The organism is Pseudomonas sp. S1_E05 (assembly GCF_056337105.1).
In genome coordinates, this window is record NZ_JBFRHM010000001.1 from 6,141,512 (window position 1) to 6,157,419 (window position 15,908).

At 60.4% G+C, this 15,908-nt stretch carries 10 protein-coding genes and 1 pseudogene; 7 read left to right on the forward strand and 4 right to left on the reverse strand.

Annotated features, from left to right (window positions below; all coding sequences use genetic code 11):
* Positions 1–77: 77 nt before the first annotated feature.
* From AB4N33_RS28445 to AB4N33_RS28455, 3 genes are all read right to left on the reverse strand, one after another.
* Complete coding sequence (locus AB4N33_RS28445) at positions 78–1,325, reverse strand: ribonucleotide-diphosphate reductase subunit beta (protein WP_476458716.1); 1,248 nt, start codon at positions 1,323–1,325, stop codon at positions 78–80.
* A gap of 517 nt (positions 1,326–1,842) precedes the next feature.
* Positions 1,843–2,292, reverse strand: coding sequence for a hypothetical protein (locus AB4N33_RS28450; RefSeq protein ID WP_476458717.1), 450 nt, complete (start codon positions 2,290–2,292; stop codon positions 1,843–1,845).
* 186 nt (positions 2,293–2,478) lie between these two features.
* Entirely contained in the window at positions 2,479–2,742 is a 264-nt protein-coding gene (locus AB4N33_RS28455) for a DUF2790 domain-containing protein (RefSeq protein ID WP_460121697.1), read from the reverse strand.
* A gap of 505 nt (positions 2,743–3,247) precedes the next feature.
* Here AB4N33_RS28455 and acs point away from each other — a divergent pair.
* The 7 genes and pseudogenes from acs to argR all read left to right on the forward strand — a co-directional run bounded on the left by acs (position 3,248) and on the right by argR (position 11,208).
* Entirely contained in the window at positions 3,248–5,203 is a 1,956-nt protein-coding gene (acs, locus tag AB4N33_RS28460) for an acetate--CoA ligase (RefSeq protein ID WP_460121699.1), read from the forward strand.
* A gap of 672 nt (positions 5,204–5,875) precedes the next feature.
* Entirely contained in the window at positions 5,876–6,649 is a 774-nt protein-coding gene (locus AB4N33_RS28465; RefSeq protein ID WP_460121701.1) for an ABC transporter substrate-binding protein, read from the forward strand.
* Positions 6,650–6,740: 91 nt separating this feature from the next.
* Positions 6,741–7,430: an ABC transporter permease gene (locus AB4N33_RS28470; protein ID WP_460121703.1), complete on the forward strand. Its 690-nt coding sequence runs from the start codon at positions 6,741–6,743 to the stop codon at positions 7,428–7,430.
* Complete coding sequence (locus tag AB4N33_RS28475; protein ID WP_460141064.1) at positions 7,427–8,125, forward strand: ABC transporter permease; 699 nt, start codon at positions 7,427–7,429, stop codon at positions 8,123–8,125. The genes AB4N33_RS28470 and AB4N33_RS28475 overlap by 4 nt, the downstream gene beginning before the upstream one ends.
* Before the next feature lies 1 nt (position 8,126).
* Positions 8,127–9,239, forward strand: a complete 1,113-nt coding sequence (locus tag AB4N33_RS28480) for a M14 family metallopeptidase (protein ID WP_476458718.1) — start codon at positions 8,127–8,129, stop codon at positions 9,237–9,239.
* A gap of 27 nt (positions 9,240–9,266) precedes the next feature.
* The gene (locus tag AB4N33_RS28485) at positions 9,267–10,031 is read left to right on the forward strand and encodes an ABC transporter ATP-binding protein (protein ID WP_460121709.1); all 765 of its coding nucleotides are present in this window, start codon (positions 9,267–9,269) and stop codon (positions 10,029–10,031) included.
* A gap of 197 nt (positions 10,032–10,228) precedes the next feature.
* Positions 10,229–11,208 (forward strand): annotated as a pseudogene (argR, locus tag AB4N33_RS28490) (transcriptional regulator ArgR).
* Between the two features lie 7 nt (positions 11,209–11,215).
* Here argR and AB4N33_RS28495 read toward each other — a convergent pair.
* Positions 11,216–15,901 carry a dermonecrotic toxin domain-containing protein gene (locus tag AB4N33_RS28495; protein ID WP_476458719.1) on the reverse strand — a complete coding sequence of 1,562 codons (4,686 nt, stop codon included), beginning with the start codon at positions 15,899–15,901 and terminating at the stop codon, positions 11,216–11,218.
* Positions 15,902–15,908 lie beyond the last annotated feature (7 nt).

Below are 15,908 nucleotides of genomic sequence, written 5' to 3' on the forward strand. Positions count from 1 at the left end.
GCAATAAAAAGCCCTGATCAAATCAGGGCTTTTTTGATTCTGCTGTTCAAGCTACCAAACCGCAGCTCACTCGCAAATCAATCCCAGCTCAAAGCCCCACCCGTCTGATACTCAATCACACGCGTCTCAAAGAAGTTCTTCTCTTTCTTCAAGTCCATGATCTCGCTCATCCATGGGAACGGGTTGGTGGTGCCTGGGTATTCTTCTTTCAGGCCGATCTGCGACAGGCGACGGTTGGCGATGAATTTGAGGTAGTCCTCCATCATCGCGGCGTTCATGCCCAGTACACCGCGCGGCATGGTGTCGCGGGCGTATTCGATTTCCAGTTGGGTGCCTTGCAGGATCATTTGCGATGCTTCTTCCTTCATTTCGGCGTCCCACAGGTGTGGGTTTTCGATCTTGATCTGGTTGATCACGTCGATGCCGAAGTTCAGGTGCATGGATTCGTCGCGCAGGATGTACTGGAACTCCTCGGCGACGCCGGTCATTTTGTTGCGACGGCCCATGGACAGGATCTGGGTGAAGCCGCAGTAGAAGAAGATGCCTTCCAGAACGCAGTAGTAGGCGATCAGGTTGCGCAGCAGCTCTTTGTCGGTTTCGACGGTGCCGGTTTCGAACTTCGGATCGGAGATCGAACGGGTGTACTTGAGGCCCCAGGTGGCTTTTTTCGCGACCGATGGGATCTCGTGGTACATGTTGAAGATTTCACCTTCGTCCATGGCCAGCGATTCGATGCAGTACTGGTAGGCGTGGGTGTGGATCGCTTCTTCGAACGCCTGGCGCAGGATGTACTGGCGGCATTCCGGGTTGGTGATCAGGCGGTAAACGGCCAGCACCAGGTTGTTGGCGACCAGGGAGTCGGCGGTGGAGAAGAAGCCCAGGTTGCGCATGACGATGCGGCGTTCGTCGTCGGTCAGGCCTTCCGGGTTTTTCCAGAGGGCGATGTCGGCGGTCATGTTGACTTCTTGCGGCATCCAGTGGTTTGCGCAGCCGTCCAGGTATTTCTGCCAGGCCCAGTCGTACTTGAAGGGTACGAGCTGGTTGAGGTCGGCGCGGCAGTTGATCATGGCTTTTTCGTCGACGGCGACGCGTGCGGAAGCGCCTTCGAGTTCGGCCAGGCCTTCGGCGATGTCGAGGTTGTCCAGTGCAGTCTTGGCGCGGACAACGGCAGGCGAGTCATTGGATGTAACGGCGCGAGCTTCCAGGGCGGCGGCACCGCCGGCGCTGTCGAGACGGTCCATGTTGGCTTCGGTGGCGTGGCCGGCGTTGGCACTCTTGGCCGCTACTTCCGTGTCTTCTTTGTCGAATTCGTCCCAGCTCAGCATGACGTGTCGTCTCCTGCGTGAGGGCCAGAGTGCCCGTGTGAAATTGGATGTCTGTATTTTTCACACGGCCCTGTTGGCCGCGTTGATAGCGTTTTTTGCAGCGGTACACGCAGGCAAATAAACATAATTTTGTACCGGGTTCCGAGAGCCGCTGATGGGCGCAGAAGTCGCGTAGGACTTTTGCGTGGGCTTCAGACTGGCAGTCTTCCCTGTAAGGGAATATTGCAGGCCGGTTTAGGCGGCATTATAGGGAAATTTTTGCGGCAGTGGTGGGGCGAATCCGCGCACGGATCGTTCGAGCAGGAGGGTTTTTCGGTCGGAGCGAGGGTTTACAGGGCTTTGGCTGGATATGGCTGTGGCAGATTTTTTTTCATAAATTTTTCAGCGCCATTTTTTTTGTTCAAAAAACAGTCAAAAAAGGCGTTTTTTACTACATCTTGTGTTTTAGGTCGGTTTTTGGCGGGGCTGGACACAACTAAGCCCGACCGAAGTCGGGCTGTGAAGTCATGCTCGCCGATCAGCTGAGGCGAGCGGCACCGACGTGATCCGAACCATCGGCCGCGAGCTTGGAAGCACCCACATGGTCGGCACCGTCAGCAGCGAGTTTGCTTGCACCGACGTGGTCAGCACCATCGGAAGCGAGTTTGCTTGCACCGACGTGGTCAGCACCATCGGAAGCGAGTTTGCTTGCACCGACGTGGTCAGCACCATCGGAAGCAAGTTTGCTTGCGCCAACATGGTCGGCACCATCGGAAGCGAGTTTGCTTGCACCGACGTGGTCAGCACCGTCAGCAGCGAGTTTGCTTGCCCCTACATGATCAGCACCGTCAGCGGCGAACGTCGTCGAGACAGCAGCGGCCGATGCCGTGGTGAAAACGGCCGAGCCTGTGCGGTCGTAGCCGTCAGCAGCGAAGGTGTTGGCGGCCAGTACAGAGAGGGTCAGGGCGAGAATCAGTTTGGTTTTCATGGTGGTTGCTCCAGTTCGTCGTCGTTGTATGTCTTGGTGTGGAATTCATACTACGCCGACAATTTTGATTAAAAAGCGCAAATATATGCTTTAACCAATCGTAAAAATCGATCTATACGGTTCGGCGCTTCAGCAGCCTCAAGCATCCAGGCCGTTGGGTCGAACCGTATTGGGAGGGGGCGGTGATCAGCCGTTGGAGCAGCCGTTGCCCATGACGCTGTAGCGCAGGATGTGGCGTTGGCCTTTGGAGTCGTCGTATTCCATTTTCATTGGAACGACTTCACAGACATTGGGAACATCGCTCATGGAGATCACTTTGGCGATGTCCAAATGGGTGGAGTAAGTGTATTCCTCGATAACCGGTTGTTGCTGTGCGACATCAGTCGGGACCTCGTCTGCCATGGCGGTTGCGCACAGGCTGGAGAGGGCCAGAACTAATAAAGCTTTCATTTCGTTTTTACCTTTTAGAGGTCGAGTGGGGTCACGCAACCTTTGTGGGGTTGCGTGTGGAACTTGGGTTTTCAAGTGTTTGATTAACGGCCTTCGTGGGGGCTGCAACTGGGTTAATCAGGGTTTGTCTTGTTGCGGGGCGGATTCTAGGCGTGGGGTGGGGATTCATATAGGTGGGGTTTTGATAAACACCTTTGGCAGATTTTGTAACAATCGCTGACTAGGGGGGCTGTGGGCTGGTGATGTCCTGTAGGAGCGAATTTATTCGCGATGGTCGTTAACGATGACGTTGGCTGTCTGAATGCCAGCGGTGCCTGGGCTACCATCGTCGGAACGCCGCCCGGAGCATGCTCGCTCCTACAGGGATTGGCGGGGATGTGTGGTGTTTTGCGTTGTCATGACGTTTTGTAGGGGATTGTTACTACCATCGTCGAATGGTTCTATGGTGCTGGGCGGGCTAAAACTGGACCCATACAAAAACAACTATTCCACCGAGGTAAGAAAGATGAGTGCGGCTTCTCTGTATCCCGTTCGTCCCGAGGTCCTGGCGAATACGCTGACCGACGAGGCAACCTACAAAGCCATGTACCAGCAGTCGGTCGTCAACCCCGACGGCTTCTGGCGCGAGCAAGCCAAGCGCCTCGACTGGATCAAGCCTTTCACCACCGTGAAGCAGACTTCGTTCGACGATCACCACGTCGACATCAAGTGGTTCGCCGATGGCACTCTGAACGTTTCCTACAACTGCCTCGACCGCCACTTGGCTGAGCGCGGCGATCAGGTCGCCATCATCTGGGAAGGCGATGACCCTTCCGAGAGCCGCAATATCACCTACCGCGAATTGCACGAAGAAGTGTGCAAGCTGGCCAACGCCTTGCGTGGCCAGGATGTGCACCGTGGCGACGTGGTCACTATCTATATGCCGATGATCCCCGAGGCCGTGGTCGCCATGCTGGCCTGTGCCCGCATCGGTGCGATCCACTCGGTGGTGTTCGGTGGTTTCTCGCCGGAAGCCCTGGCCGGTCGCATCATCGACTGCAAGTCCAAAGTGGTGATTACCGCTGACGAAGGCATTCGCGCCGGCAAGAAGATCTCGCTCAAGGCCAACGTCGACGACGCGCTGACCAACCCGGAAACCAGCAGCATCCAGAAAGTCATCGTGTGCAAGCGCACCGGTGGCGACATCAAGTGGAACCAGCACCGCGACATCTGGTACGAAGACCTGATGAAAGTGGCGGGCACCGTGTGCGCGCCGAAAGAGATGGGGGCCGAAGAAGCGCTGTTCATCCTTTATACCTCCGGCTCCACCGGCAAACCCAAGGGTGTGCAGCACACCACCGGCGGTTACCTGTTGTATGCGGCCATGACCCATGAGCGCGTGTTCGACTACCGTCCGGGCGAAGTCTACTGGTGCACCGCCGACGTGGGCTGGGTCACCGGCCACTCCTACATCGTCTACGGCCCGCTGGCCAACGGCGCCACCACTGTGCTGTTCGAAGGCGTGCCGAACTACCCGGACATCACCCGGGTGGCCAAGGTGGTCGACAAGCACAAGGTCAACATTCTCTACACCGCGCCAACCGCGATCCGCGCGATGATGGCTTCCGGCACCGCCGCAGTGGACGGCGCTGACGGCAGCAGCCTGCGCCTGCTGGGATCGGTGGGCGAGCCGATCAACCCGGAAGCCTGGGACTGGTACTACAAGAATGTCGGCAAGTCCCGTTGCCCGATCGTCGACACCTGGTGGCAGACCGAGACCGGCGGCAACATGATGAGCCCGTTGCCGGGCGCCCATGGCCTCAAGCCGGGTTCGGCGGCACGTCCGTTCTTCGGTGTGGTGCCGGCGCTGGTCGACAACCTGGGCAACATCATCGAAGGCGAGGCCGAGGGCAACCTGGTGATTCTCGACTCGTGGCCAGGCCAGGCGCGTACGCTGTTTGGCGACCACGACCGTTTTGTGGACACCTACTTCAAGACCTTCCGTGGCATGTACTTCACCGGTGACGGTGCACGCCGTGACGCCGATGGTTACTACTGGATCACCGGCCGTGTGGACGACGTGCTCAACGTCTCCGGCCACCGCATGGGCACTGCCGAAATCGAAAGCGCGATGGTTGCGCACCCGAAAGTCGCCGAAGCGGCAGTCGTGGGCGTGCCGCATGACATCAAGGGCCAGGGCATTTATGTCTATGTGACCTTGAATGGCGGTGAGGAACCCAGCGAGCAACTGCGCATCGAGCTGAAAAACTGGGTACGTCGTGAGATCGGCCCGATTGCTTCACCGGATGTGATCCAGTGGGCACCGGGGCTGCCGAAGACTCGTTCGGGCAAGATCATGCGCCGCATCCTGCGCAAGATTGCCACGGCCGAGTATGACGGGCTGGGTGATATCTCGACCCTGGCGGACCCGAGCGTGGTGCAGCATTTGATTGATACGCACAAGACGATGAACGTGGCTTAAACGCCGGTTTTGAGTGAAAGCCCTGTCGGTGTAAGCCGGTGGGGCTTTTTTCTGCCTGATGGTTTTGTGGTGCAATGGCTGGTCTCTTCGCGAGCAAGTCGAGTCGTCGCACCGCCGCTCCCACAGGGATCAGCAGTGTGGGAGCGGCGGTGCGACGACTCGACTTGCCCGCGATGGGGTCAAACCAAACACCGGATAAACGCCAACCAATAATTATCGACATCTCCTGTCATCCATTTCCCACTGTTACCCCGGGTGTAACCACCCGCACCGCCCCGGGGCATCCGGAAACGCTTATGCCCTGATCAGGGCCACAAATGCGCTGCAAAAAAATAACCCCTAACGCTGCGCTTGCCGGATTAGAAGGCTTTGCCAATAATAGGCCCGCAATTTGCAGCATAGATCGGTTAACTGTCTTTTGCCCTTGCATGAATTTGCAGGGCTGTCAACGCGCCCGAGCGGCTTTCTCTACGCATCTGTAACTAGTTGTCGCATTGAAGAAATATCGACCTCGGGCCTGTCGTTAGAATGCCGATCACTCGCTCGTCGTTGCCGGTGTTGAAAAAACCACCGGCTTCCTAGGACGTAGCCACACAATTGCGGTCCCACTCATTCGCATATTGGGCTGTCGCTCACTCTGCCGTTTTCGCCCTTTACCGATGGAGTACCAAGATGAAGAAACTCGTGCTGCTTGGCGCCCTGGCACTGTCCGTGCTGTCCCTGCCAACCTTCGCCGATGAAAAGCCGATCAAGATCGGTATCGAAGCGGCTTACCCTCCATTTGCCTCCAAGGCACCGGACGGCAGCATCGTGGGTTTCGACTACGACATCGGCAACGCCCTGTGTGAAGAGATGAAGGTCAAGTGCGTATGGGTCGAGCAAGAGTTCGACGGCCTGATCCCGGCGCTTAAAGTGCGCAAGATCGACGCGATCCTGTCGTCGATGTCGATCACCGAAGATCGCAAGAAGTCCGTGGACTTCACCAACAAGTACTACAACACCCCGGCTCGTCTGGTGATGAAGGAAGGCACCCAGGTCAGCGACGGCCTGGCCGAGCTCAAGGGCAAGAACATCGGCGTGCAGCGTGGCTCGATCCACGAGCGTTTTGCCCGCGAAGTCCTGGCCCCGCTTGGTGCCGAGATCAAGCCATACGGCTCGCAGAACGAAATCTACCTGGACGTGACCGCTGGCCGCCTCGACGGCACCGTGGCAGACGCTACGCTGCTTAATGACGGTTTCCTGAAAACCGACGCCGGCAAGGGCTTCGCGTTTGTGGGTCCGGCCTTCACCGACGTCAAGTACTTTGGCGACGGCGTGGGTATCGCCGTGCGCAAGGGTGACGCGCTGAAAGAGAAGATCAACAGCGCCATCGTGGCCATCCGCGAAAACGGCAAATACAAGCAAATCCAGGACAAGTACTTCGCCTTCGATATCTACGGCAAGTAACACGTCCAGGCGACAAGTCCGAAATGGCGCAAGCAACAGGATCTCTGCGGTTTGCGCCATTTTTTCATCCCAACTTTCGAGGACCTGAATCATGTTGAAAGGCTACGGGGCTGTCATCCTCGATGGCGCATGGCTGACGCTTCAGCTCGCCTTGTCGTCCATGGCGCTGGCCATCGTCCTGGGGCTGATCGGCGTGGCGCTGCGTCTGTCGCCGGTGCGCTGGCTCGCCTGGCTGGGCGACCTGTATTCCACGGTGATTCGCGGTATTCCCGACCTGGTGCTGATCCTGCTGATTTTCTACGGCGGCCAGGACCTGCTCAACCGCGTGGCACCGATGCTGGGCTTCGACGATTACATCGATCTCAACCCGTTGGCCGCCGGTATCGGCACCTTGGGCTTCATCTTCGGGGCGTACCTGTCGGAAACCTTCCGTGGCGCGTTCATGGCAATCCCCAAAGGTCAGGCCGAAGCGGGCATGGCCTACGGCATGAGCAGTTTCCAGGTGTTCTTCCGGGTGATGGTGCCGCAGATGATCCGCCTGGCGATCCCTGGCTTCACCAACAACTGGCTGGTACTGACCAAGGCCACCGCGCTGATTTCGGTGGTGGGCCTGCAAGACATGATGTTCAAGGCCAAGCAGGCGGCGGATGCCACCCGCGAGCCTTTCACCTTCTTCCTCGCAGTGGCGGCGATGTACCTGGTGATCACCAGCGTCTCGTTGCTGGCATTGCGTCACCTCGAGAAGCGCTACTCGGTAGGCGTAAGGGCGGCTGAGCTATGATCTTCGACTACAACGTCATCTGGGAGGCCTTGCCGCTGTACTTTGGCGGGTTGGTGACCACCCTCAAACTGCTCGCGCTGTCGCTGTTCTTTGGCCTGTTGTGCGCATTGCCGCTGGGCCTGATGCGCGTGTCGAAGAACACCGTGGTCAACGGCGCCGCCTGGCTCTACACCTATGTGATCCGCGGCACGCCGATGCTGGTGCAGTTGTTTTTGATCTACTACGGCCTGGCGCAATTCGAAGTGGTGCGCGAAAGCTTCCTCTGGCCATGGCTCTCCAGCGCGACCTTCTGCGCCTGCCTGGCGTTCGCCATCAACACCAGCGCCTACACCGCCGAAATCATCGCCGGCAGCCTGCGCGCCACGCCCCACGGCGAGATCGAAGCGGCCAAGGCCATGGGCATGTCGCGCTTCAAGATGTACAAGCGCATCCTGCTGCCGTCGGCCCTGCGCCGTGCACTGCCGCAGTACAGCAACGAAGTGATCATGATGTTGCAGACCACCAGCCTGGCCTCCATCGTGACCCTGATCGACATTACCGGTGCCGCGCGCACGGTCAACGCCCAGTATTACCTGCCGTTCGAGGCGTACATCACCGCTGGCGTGTTCTACCTGTGCCTGACCTTCATCCTGGTGAAGCTGTTCAAGATGGCCGAGCGCCGTTGGTTGGGCTACCTGGCCCCGCGGAAGCACTGATATGGAACGTATTGATCATTGTTTGCCATGGAGCCACCTGGGCAGCGAGCGGCAGATTTCGGTATTCCGCTTTGGCAGCGGCGAGCGCAAGGCCTACATCCAGGCCAGCCTGCACGCCGACGAGCTGCCCGGCATGCGCACCGCCTGGGAACTGAAAAAACGCCTGGGCGAACTCGAAGCCCAGGGCTTGCTCAATGGCGTCGTCGAGCTGGTGCCGGTGGCCAACCCGCTGGGGCTTGGGCAATTGCTGCAAGGCAATCACCAAGGGCGTTTCGAGGCGGGCAGTGGCAAGAACTTCAACCGTGATTTCGTCGAGCTCAGCGCGCCCGTTGCGGCAGCGCTCGCCGGGCGCCTGGGCGATGACTCGCACGCCAACATCCGCCTGATCCGCCAGGCCATGAGTGATCACCTGGCCTCCTTGCCGGCGGCTGCGAGCCAGTTGCAGGGCATGCAGCGCATCCTGCTCAGCCACGCCTGCACCGCCGATGTGGTGCTGGACCTGCATTGCGATGCCGAGGCGGCGTTGCACATGTACACCTTGCCGCAACACTGGCCACAGTGGCGTTCGCTGGCGGCGCACCTGGGTGTGAAGGTCGGGTTGCTGGCGGAAGACTCCGGCGGCAGCTCGTTCGACGAAGCCTGTTCGCTGCCGTGGTTGCGTCTGTCGCGGCAGTTCCCCGACGCGCAGATTCCATTGGCGTGTCTGGCGACCACCATTGAACTGGGTGGCCAGGCCGACACCGCGCGCGCGGATGCCGAGGCCTACGCCGACGGCATCCTGGCGTTCCTCGCCGAACAAGGACTGATCGGCGGCGAGTGGCCCAAGCCCGAGCGTGACGCCTGCGAAGGCATGCCGTTCGAAGGCACCGAGTTGCTGTTTGCGCCGCATCCGGGCGTGGTCAGCTTCCTGCGCCAACCCGGCGAGTGGGTTGAGGACGGTGACGAGATTTTCGAAGTGATCGATCCGTTGGCGGATCGGGTCAGCACGGTGTGTGCTGGTACGTCCGGGGTGCTGTTTGCCATTGAACGGCTGCGTTATGCCCAACCCGGTTTCTGGCTGGCCAAGGTGGCGGGGCGCGAAGCGCTGCGTCACGGGCGCTTGCTCAACGACTGACTGACTGTTTTTGTGAGAACCGACAGCATGTACAAACTTGAAGTCCAAGACCTGCATAAACGCTATGGCAGTCACGAAGTGCTCAAGGGCGTGTCCCTGAAAGCGGCCGCCGGCGATGTGATCAGCATCATCGGCTCCAGTGGCTCCGGCAAAAGTACCTTCCTGCGTTGTATCAACCTGCTGGAGCAGCCCCACGCTGGCCGCATCCTGCTCAACAACGAAGAGCTGAAACTGGTGGCCAACAAGGACGGCGCAATGAAAGCCGCCGACCCCAAGCAGCTGCAACGCATGCGTTCGCGCCTGTCGATGGTGTTCCAGCATTTCAACCTGTGGTCGCACATGACCGCGCTGGAAAACATCATGGAGGCGCCGGTTCACGTGCTGGGCGTGGCCAAGGCCGAAGCCCGCGAGAAAGCCGAGCACTACCTGAACAAGGTCGGCGTGGCCCACCGCAAGGACGCCTACCCGGGCCACATGTCCGGCGGCGAGCAGCAGCGCGTGGCGATTGCCCGTGCGCTGGCCATGGAGCCGGAGGTGATGCTGTTCGACGAACCGACCTCGGCGCTCGACCCGGAGCTGGTCGGCGACGTGCTCAAGGTGATGCAGGCCCTGGCCCAGGAAGGCCGGACCATGGTGGTGGTGACCCACGAAATGGGCTTTGCCCGTGAAGTGTCCAACCAACTGGTGTTCCTGCACAAAGGCCTGGTGGAAGAAAGCGGCAACCCGCGCGAAGTGCTGGTGAACCCGCAGTCGGAACGGTTGCAGCAGTTCCTGTCGGGTAGCCTGAAGTAATTTGAGGCTGCTTTGTGCACCTCAATGGTGCATGCTTCAGCCCCCTGTAGGAGCGAGCTTGCTCGCGATGGCGGTGTGTCTGTACCACAGATGCAAACTGATACACCGCATCGCGAGCAAGCTCGCTCCTACAGGGTATACGGGCTAGCATTGTGGCCCATGCCTTCAACACTTGATTTCGCTTCGGATTGCCCACCATGACTGCCCATCGAATTGGTTTCCTGATTTGGCCCAGCACAAAGCCCTGACGCTTGCGCTGGCTGAGGAGGCCTTGCGTGTTGCCCAGCGTGTGCATCCCGAAGTGGTTTACGAGCTGTCGTTCCTGCAGGCCGAACCGCCTGCCGAGGGGGCTTGGCAATTGCCGGGCGAGGCGTGGACCGGCAAGCTGGAAAACTTCCAGAAACTGTTCCTGCTCGCCGATGAGCCGCCGACCACGTTGGCGCCAGCGCTGAGCAGTGCCTTGAAACAACTGGTGCGCAGCGGATGCGTGATCGGCGGGTTGTCGGCCGGGGTCTACCCGCTGGCGCAGCTCGGTTTGCTCGACGGTTATCGCGCCGCCGTGCATTGGCGCTGGCAGGACGATTTCGCCGAGCGTTTCCCCAAGGTCATCGCCACCAGCCATCTGTTCGACTGGGACCGCGACCGCCTGACCGCTTGCGGTGGCATGTCGGTGCTCGATCTTTTGCTGGCGGTGTTGGCCCGCGACCACGGCGCCGAATTGGCCGGTGCGGTCTCCGAGGAGCTGGTGGTCGAGCGCATCCGCGAAGGCGGCGAGCGTCAGCGCATTCCGTTGCAGAACCGCCTCGGCTCCAGTCACCCGAAGCTCACGCAAGCCGTGTTGCTCATGGAAGCCAATATCGAAGAGCCGCTGACCACCGACGAAATCGCCCAGCACGTGTGCGTGTCCCGTCGGCAGCTGGAACGCATCTTCAAGCAATACCTCAACCGCGTGCCGAGCCAGTACTACCTGGAACTGCGCCTGAACAAGGCCCGGCAGATGTTGATGCAAACCAGCAAGTCGATCATCCAGATCGGCCTGTCATGCGGATTCTCGTCGGGGCCGCATTTCTCCAGCGCCTACCGCAACTTCTTCGGCGCCACGCCGCGAGAAGATCGCAACCAGCGGCGCAGCAGCAGCCCATTCGAGTTGTCATCGGTGCCAGCCGAGCGCGGCTGACGCCGGTTTACTCGTCCGCCGCCGACGCTTGGGTCGCCAACAGCGGCGGTTCACCTCGATCACTGACGGCGTCGACGCTGAAGCTGATGCCGGTCTTTTCGTAATAATCGGTCAGTCGCCCCAGGGCGTCCTCGGTGAACGGGTTGTTTCGCAAATGCAGGTTTTGCGCAATGGCCGCAGGCACCTCGAGGATGTCGCTCGGCACGTCAGTGATGGCGTTGTTGCTGAGGTCCGCCCAACCCAGTTCGCCTCGGTTGAGCAAGCCATTGGGCAACTCGGTGATGCCGGTATGGTCCAGCAGTACGTTGACGAGGTCCGGCATCTGGCTCAAGTCCGGCACCTGCCCCAGCGGGTTGGATGCCAGGTCGAGGTACTGCAGCCGCTCCAGTCCGGCCAGGGCGTTGGCCGATTCCACGGTCAGCGTAATGCGACAACCCGGCAGCGCCAGTGAGTGCAGGCGACCCATCTTGTACACCGCGTCGGGGAGGTTGCCCAGGTCAAAATTGTGCAACCTGAGGCGCTTGAGGTTGGGGAACGCCTCCAGGAATCGCCCGATGCGCGTCAGTCCATCGACACTGCGCAGATCCAGTACCGACACGTGGCTGAAGTCGGCGCGCAGGGTCGGCAGTTCACCGAGGATCGGCGCATTGATCACCAGTTCATAGGTGGGCTCCATCCGCTCATCGAAGCCATCGAGCTCCGTTTCATGGCGCCAGCCGCTCAAGAGTACCTGCATGAATTGCTCGCGATTGACGTGCTCGGCGAACAATTGCTCGGCATCGAGCGCCTCATCCGTCAGCGGATGTCGGACCGGCAATTCGGTGGTCCAGGTGTCGAGATCGCTGCTCACGCGGCCCAGTTCTTCTTCCAGACTGGTCAACATGGCCCGGCCCTCGGCGAAATTGCCGGGCAGTTCGTACACGAAGTCACTCGCCTGGGTGGGCTCCAGGATCGGGTACAACCACAGGACGCGCTGTACATCCGCCTCGGGCGCCGCCACCCCAAGATCGTAGGAAGTCTCGAAATAGTGCTGCTTGATCTGCTCCAGTGACGCATCGTCGAGCGGATTGTTCGTCAGTTGGATGCCGCGCCTTTCGTACACCTCGCTCTTGAACAGGTCGGCTGGCAATTGGCTGATGACGTTGTTCATCAACATCAGTGTGTCGAGCCGGGGGTGTTGCAGCGCGCCAAGAGGGATGGCGGTCAGGCCGGCGCCGCTGAGGTCCAGATGCTGAAGGTTCGGCAGTGAATCGACCTGCACACTGGTCTTGAATTGATTGGCAGACAGGTCCACGTGCTTGAGGGTCGTGATCGATGCCAGTCTTGACCAGGCGGCCTCATCGAACGTGATCGCGCAGTCGCTGAGGGTCAGTGTCTCGAGTGGCGCGCGTGGGCCGATGGCTTCAGGCAATGAGTCGAGGGCGAACCCGTGCAGCTCCAGTCGGCGCAGGCCGGTAAAGGATTTCAGGAACGCGGGCGCGCCCTGGGTGGCCTTGTCGCCCCTCAGGATAAGGGTCGACACATGACTGAAGTCGGCGCGCAGGGCAGGCAGGTCACCCGGGATCGGCTCGGCAAAGCGCAGTATGTAACGCGCGCTGCCGTCGGCGGCATCCACGTCGCGCTCGGACTGACGTTGCCAACTGCGCTGGATCTCCAACGCCAGCAAGCGGCGGTTGTGATGCATGGCCTGACGGTCGACGGCGTCCAGTGCCAACCCGGTGTCAGGGCTGAAGGTCGGTGTTTGGCGGATCCAGCGATCCAGGTCCGTGTACAGTTCCTGGGACTCGGTGGCGAGGCGCGAAAGCGCCATGCGCGCACCGTCGGGATGGTTTTGCAGGCGCGAAATCTGCGCGCGTAGCTCTTCTCGATCAAGGTTGGGATAAATCTCGCGAACCCGCGCGTCGAGGGTCGGGGTGGAGCTGTTGCGGCGAAAGTAACCCTCAGTGCCACCGGGCAGGCGCATGGTCGCCGGGTCGTACAGGGTCTTGCGATGCGGGTGTCTTGCCAGCAACGTGCGCAACGACGGTGTGCGTGCCGCCTGGTCGATGATGCGTCGCTTGAGCGCTTCACCGTCGGCTTGGGACAGTTCCAGCACATCGCGTTGCTGCTTGCTCAGTGCTTGCAGGATGGCCTCATAAAAGGTGCCTGCCTGTTCGCTGTGTTCGGCCAGATGGACCGTACCGTCTGCGGCGCACACCAGGGTCTTGTGAATGGGCGCTTCGTCCGGGCCAATGCGGTCCAGCACTTCACCGGTTGTGGAGTAGGCGCGAAGGTCGATGCGCAAATCGTCCGGCCAGCCATACATCGACTCGAGGCTGTGCAAGGCCAGGCGCTGGGTGTCGAGCGTTTGTGCGCCGCGCAGGTAAAACCCTTCGAACGCCCGTGCGGTCCGCACGGCCTCCATGGCCTTGTTGGCCACATCCTGGAGGCGCCTCGGCACTTGCCCTTCGTGCATTTGCTTGAGTTCGCTGCCCGTGGCGTTGTCCACCAGCTCTTGTGCAATGTCGGTCGGCAGACCGCGTTCCACACCTTGCAGCAGTTGCACATGGCGATCGGTGGTTTTTTCGAGTTCATCGTAGCGATAGCCGAAAAAGGTCAATGGGTTGGTCAGGGCCTCCTCGCGCTCGGGGTGGTCGGGCTGTTCAATCAGGGCACGGATGTCACGGTCGATCTTCAAGCGTTTGATCGTGTCGGTCAGCAGTGACGGTGGTCGCTGGTTCTCGACGTGGGATTCGCGCAGCACATTGTCGTGAAAGCCGCTGATGCGCAGGATCTGCTCGCGCTCGAGGCGGGTGAACCCCTCGACGCTGTGGCCAAGGCGGCGCACCACCGTGTCGCGGTCCCACGCCAGGGGATCGTCAAGCAAGGTCTGCCAGGCCCCGTGACCGTTGTGCCGCAGCGGCGGCTGGAAAGCATCGGTACGGTCGGGATGTTCGATCTGGTAATGCCCGGTCTCGCTGTCCGGTTTAACGGCGTACAGTTTGTTTTCATGGCGCAGCAGGGTTTTATCCTGGTGGTGATACAGCCCCAGCTCATCGGGCTTGGCGGAACTCGGCAGCGTGATCGACTGCTCGTAGGGTGTCAGGTCCGGGCGCCAGTAGCGCATCTGGCCCGTGCGTGTTTTCACGACGTTGAGCGAGGCGAACAGCGCCAGTGTTTCGGGTGAGAGCACGCGACTCAATGCCTGCGTGACGAGGGCACCGCCTGCGGCGAACAGGCCCACTTGCGCCACCGATTCGGTCAGCGCTATCAACTGGCCGAAGGCTTCGGTTTGTAAGCCTTCAGCCCAATCGATGATGCCTTCGAAGGTGGTGTCGAGGAGCTGGTAGGCCACGTAGCCGAGCATCAGCTCACCCAGAAACGGCACGAAGGGCAGGGCTACGAATGACGCGACTTCGACGATTGCACCGGCCACTTTATTCAAGCTGTCCCACAGCGCCCAGCGTGCGGCGCGGTCGGTGCTGGCCGTGGATACGGCCATGTGGCTGGCGTCGTTGAGGATCTTGTTCAGTTGGCGTTGATAAAGATGAGTCCACAGGTCGGTCTTGATGGGGGCCACCGCGAATCGCAGGTTGGGATGGTCGATGGGGGTGTCGCGCCAACTGGGCAGGGGGTCGCCGCGCGTAGGGTGATGCCAGGTGACATGGCTCAGGCGACGGCTCAGGTCGGCGAAGAAATACCCGCGCTCGTGATGCTCGACGAAGCGGCTGAAGAATGCCTGGTACTGGGGGTCGCGAAGCTTGAGGGTCAGCGCTTCAATGAAGGTCGCCGGGCTGGCGTAGAGTTTGAGCGGATGGTGCGGGTCGTCGGGGATGTAAACAATGATCCGCGTGGTGGCCCGTGAACGTATGGCCTCAGGCGCGAACACCAGGATGCCGGTCAGTGTGGAAGACATCATCGTCAGGTCATGTCCGAGCAGCGGCTGGCCGTCCATCTGTGCGACTTCGCGACCCTCCACATTGTCGAGCATCGTCTGGAAGAGGTCAGTAGGCAGGTCGTGGCGCAGGTGGGCCAGGTGCAGGGCGGCACGCAGGGCGGTTTTATGGCTTCCAATGACGTCGGTCATGACCACCTCACTGGCCACCGGACTGGTCAGACCGAGCGTCTCGTTGAGGTAGGCCTGGTACTGGTTGCCGATGTCCAGCTCGCGGCACAGTTGGGCAAAACGTGGGATAGGCAACTGTTGCTCGACCGCGGGCAAGGTCTCGAAATGACCGTGGGGTGAGGGTTGGGTGATGTAGGTGGATTCCGGTTCAAAGGCGTCGACGTGGGTGTGCGACTCTTCGAAGTTGTGCAATGCGGCGTCCAGCAACGAGATCGTCCAGGCGCGTGCGGCACCCGATGGGATAGGGAACCACGGGATGTGCTGCGGGATGTACAGGCGCAGGTAGGTGGTCTTGACGTCCAGTTCAAGGCCGAATCGGGTTTTGATGGCAGCGGTCAGCAGCGGCAGGGCGAAGTCCCTGGGATTTTGCAGGTTGGCCAGCCTCGACTCGAGGCGGTTGCGCTGGGTCATGTGGTCGGCGCAGGCTCCGTGCAACGCCTGATGTCGTGCGGTCTGATGCGGTTGCAAACGGGCGTTTTTCAGCGCCTTGCGTGTGGTGGGCGATGCTTTGAACAGCCAGTCGGGCAGGTTGTCGACAGCGTGATGAACAGGCGCGTCCGGCGTCATGGTGAAAGTTTGCGGGTTCATGGCTCGA